3 protein-coding genes and 1 pseudogene are annotated in these 3,625 nt (G+C 69.4%); 2 read left to right on the top strand and 2 right to left on the bottom strand.

The window, feature by feature from the left end:
• Together KILIM_RS21630 and KILIM_RS21625 are read left to right on the top strand one after the other, a co-directional pair.
• Positions 1-674 (top strand): L-serine ammonia-lyase (locus KILIM_RS21630; protein ID WP_006594898.1); only part of this gene is annotated, 674 nt, incomplete at its 5' end.
• A 143-nt stretch (positions 675-817) separates the two neighbouring features.
• Positions 818-2,119 (top strand): SLC5/6 family protein, encoded by a 1,302-nt coding sequence (locus KILIM_RS21625; RefSeq protein WP_006594897.1) that lies wholly within the window; start codon positions 818-820, stop codon positions 2,117-2,119.
• Positions 2,120-2,201: 82 nt separating this feature from the next.
• Here the strand turns inward: KILIM_RS21625 and ppk2 are convergent, their stop codons facing one another.
• Complete coding sequence (gene ppk2 / locus KILIM_RS21620) at positions 2,202-3,119, bottom strand: polyphosphate kinase 2 (RefSeq protein ID WP_006594896.1); 918 nt, start codon at positions 3,117-3,119, stop codon at positions 2,202-2,204.
• Between the two features lie 165 nt (positions 3,120-3,284).
• Positions 3,285-3,625, bottom strand: a pseudogene (locus KILIM_RS21615) (NAD-dependent epimerase/dehydratase family protein); the annotation flags it as partial.

Below are 3,625 nucleotides of genomic sequence, written 5' to 3'. Positions count from 1 at the left end.
CCGCGACGCCGGAGTCGGCGCCCGCCGCCGAGGGCCTACAGGCCGGTGCCGCGGTCGCCACCCGCCGGGCGCTCGACCCCCTGGCCCCCCTGGACTGGGTCGGCCTCTACGCCCTCGCGGTCAACGAGGAGAACGCCTCCGGCGGACGCATCGTCACCGCCCCGACCAACGGCGCGGCCGGCATCATCCCGGCGGTCCTGCACTACTACGTCAACTTCGTGCCCGACGCCGACGAGGAGGGGGTCGTGCGCTTCCTGCTGACCGCCGCCGCCATCGGCACGTTGTTCAAGCGCAACGCGTCGATCTCCGGCGCCGAGGTCGGCTGCCAGGGCGAGGTCGGCTCGGCCTGCTCCATGGCGGCCGGCGCCCTCTGCGAGGTGCTCGGCGGCACGCCCCAGCAGGTCGAGAACGCCGCGGAGATCGGCATCGAGCACAACCTCGGGCTGACCTGCGACCCGGTCGGTGGCCTCGTGCAGATTCCCTGCATCGAGCGCAACGCGGTCGCCAGCGCCAAGGCGATCAACGCGGCCCGCATGAGCCTGCACGGCGACGGCAGCCACTACGTCTCGCTCGATGTCGCGATCGAGACGATGCGCCGCACCGGTGCGGACATGCGCGAGGAGTACAAGGAGACCTCCCGCGGCGGCCTCGCCGTCAGCGTCGTCGCCTGCTGAATCCAGCACCACGCTCAATCACAACAGCGGCTCAATCACGACAGCGCTGAATCACCACAGCGCTGAATCACGACAAACCACACACAAGACTTGGCGATCCAACCGGATCGTCGCAGCAGCACCGCTAAGCGAAAGGCAGACGGGTGTCAACACAAGCGGAGGTCGTCCAGGAGGCGACCGGCCGGGAGGCCGAGGCCGGCACGAGCCGACAGTGGACGAAGTACGACACGGGCTGGACGCTGAGTCTGTTCGGCACGGCGATCGGCGCCGGCATCCTGTTCCTGCCGATCAACGCCGGCGCGGGTGGCCTGTGGCCGCTGCTCATCGTCACCGCGCTCATCGGCCCGATGACCTACCTGTCGCACCGCGGCCTGTCCCGCCTGGTCTGCGCCTCGCCGCGCACCGACGGTGACAGCGACATCACGGCCGTCGTCCGTGACTACTTCGGTGAGGGCGCCGGCAAGCTCATCACGCTGCTGTACTTCCTCGCGATCTACCCGATCGTCCTCATCTACGGCGTCGGCATCACCAACACCGTCGACAGCCTCATGGTCAACCAGCTCGGCATGCCCTCGGCGCCGCGGTGGCTGCTGTCGGGCGTGCTCGTCGCCCTCATGATGGGCGTCATGATCGCCGGTCAGCGCATCATGCTGCTCGTCACCGAATGGCTCGTCTACCCGCTGCTGGCCATCCTGCTCGGCGTCACGCTCTACCTCATCCCGTCGTGGCAGGTCGGCAGCCTGCTGTCCGCGCCCGTGCCCTCGGCCGGTGACCTGGCCATGTCGGTCTGGCTGATCATCCCCGTGCTCATCTTCGCCTTCAACTTCTCCCCGGCCATTTCACAGTTCTCTGTGGCGATGCGCGGTCGCTACGGCACCGACGCTCCCGCCAAGGCCTCCCACGTGCTGCGCCGCACGACCCTGCTGCTGGTGATCTTCGCCATGGGCTTCGTGTGGTCCTGCGTGCTCGCCCTCGGCCCCGACGGCCTGGCCGCCGCCCGCGAGGCCAACCTGCCGGTGCTCTCCTACCTGGCCAACGTGCACGGCAGCCCGTTCATCGGCTACCTGGGCCCGGCCGTGGCGATCGTCGCCATCATGTCCTCGTTCTTCGGCCACTACCTCGGTGCCGCCGAGGGTGCCGCCGGCATCGTCCGCGGTGTCGCCGATTCGCGCGGCGGCCGCCTCGACGAGGGCATGCTGCGCAAGGCCATCGCCGCCTTCATCTTCCTCACCACGTGGGCCGCGGCCATCGCCAACCCGAGCATCCTCGGCCTCATCGAGACCCTCGCCGGCCCGGTCATCGCCAGCGTCCTGTACCTCATGCCGATGATCGCCATCCGCCGCGTGCCGGCCCTGGCCCCCTACCGCGGCCGCCTCTCGAACGTGTTCGTCACCGTTGCGGGCACGGTCGCCGTCGCCGGCATCCTGCTGAGCATCGTCAGGTAAGTCAGACACAACGACTGGGGCGGTGTGACCTCTGCCGATCGGCAAGGGGTCACACCGCCCCAGCGGTGTGTCTAGGCCGCGATCAGTCGTCGACGGCGGTCAGCCCGCGCCGCACGATCTGCGGGTCGGGCGCGTAGACGACCTCGGCGTCCTTGCCGTCGTAGTCGAACTGGTTGAGGAAGAAGCGGATCGCGTTGATGCGGGCCCGCTTCTTGTCGTTGCTCTTGATCGTCGTCCACGGCGCCAGGTCGGTGTCCGTGCGCCGGAACATCTCTTCCTTGGCCTCGGTGTACTTGCCCCAGCGGTCGAGGGACTCCAGGTCCATCGGCGAGAGCTTCCATTGGCGCACCGGGTCGATCTGGCGGATGGCGAAGCGGGTGCGCTGCTCGCGGCGGGTCACCGAGAACCACAGCTTGGTCAGCGAGATCCCGGAGTCGATGAGCGCATTCTCGATGAGCGGCGCCTGGTGCATGAACTGGCTGTACTGCTCCGGTGTGCAGAACCCCATGACGCGCTCGACCCCGGCCCGGTTGTACCAGGAGCGGTCGAAGAGCACGATCTCGCCGGCGGTCGGCAGGTGCTCGACGTAGCGCTGGAAGTACCACTGGCCGAGCTCCCGCTCCGTCGGCTTGGTCAGCGCGACGACCCGGGCGGCGCGGGGGTTGAGGTGCTCGGTGAAGCGCTTGATGGTGCCGCCCTTGCCGGCGGCGTCGCGGCCCTCGAAGAGCAGGAGGTGTTTGCGGCCCGTGTCTTGGGTCCAGTACTGGAACTTCAGCAGCTCGACCTGCAGCTGGTACTTCTCGACCTCGTACTCCTCGCGGGTCATCCGCTCGTCGTAGGGGTAGCTCTCGCGCCAGGTGTCGACCGCGGAGCCACCAGGGTCGATGAGGTCGGGGTCCGACCCGTGGTCGTCGTGGCTGACCGTGTACCCCTCGGAGCGCAGCTTGTCGATGTATTCGCGCATGTTCTCGAAGACTGCGCTCTGGGCCAGGTCGGTCATTCGTGGCTCCTCGCTCGGCGAAAGGTGGGTTGCCGCCCATTCTCGCCGATCGGTGCTGCTCGGCGCGGCGGGTCGGCGGTGATCACCTGGTGAATTACCGGAGACGGTGGCGCCGGCCGGGCGCAACAGCTAAGGCGGGGAGGTCGGTGCGCCGTGGTCGGGGCGTCAACCGGCGTCGCGGTAGGCGGCGGCCAGGCGGTCCAGCCCCTCGTCGAGGCTCACCCGCGGGGTCCACTCGAGCGCGTCCCGGGTTCGGCGCTGGTCGAACCAGTGTGCTGTCGTGAGTTGCTCGACGAGGAAGCGGGTCAGGGGTGGGTCGGCCGGTGGCCGGCCGACGCGTTGGCGGACCGCGGTGATGCCGTCGACGAGCGTGCCCGCCACCAGGGCCACGCGCGTGGGCACCCGCTTGGGGGCGGGGTCGGCCCCGCCGGCGCGCGCCCACGCCGCGAAGATCTCGCTGACCGGGCGGGGCTCGCCGTTCGTGACGACGAACGCCTCGCCGTGCA

It is taken from the genome of Kineosphaera limosa NBRC 100340 (assembly GCF_000298215.1).
Taxonomy (GTDB): Bacteria; Actinomycetota; Actinomycetes; order Actinomycetales; family Dermatophilaceae; genus Kineosphaera; species Kineosphaera limosa.
This window is presented reverse-complemented; position numbering and strand designations above follow the sequence as displayed.

What these genes read in the sequence shown, in the direction of transcription:
- ppk2 (WP_006594896.1), bottom strand. Translation starts at nt 3,119, where the DNA reads ATGACCGACCTGGCCCAGAGCGCAGTCTTCGAGAACATGCGCGAATAC.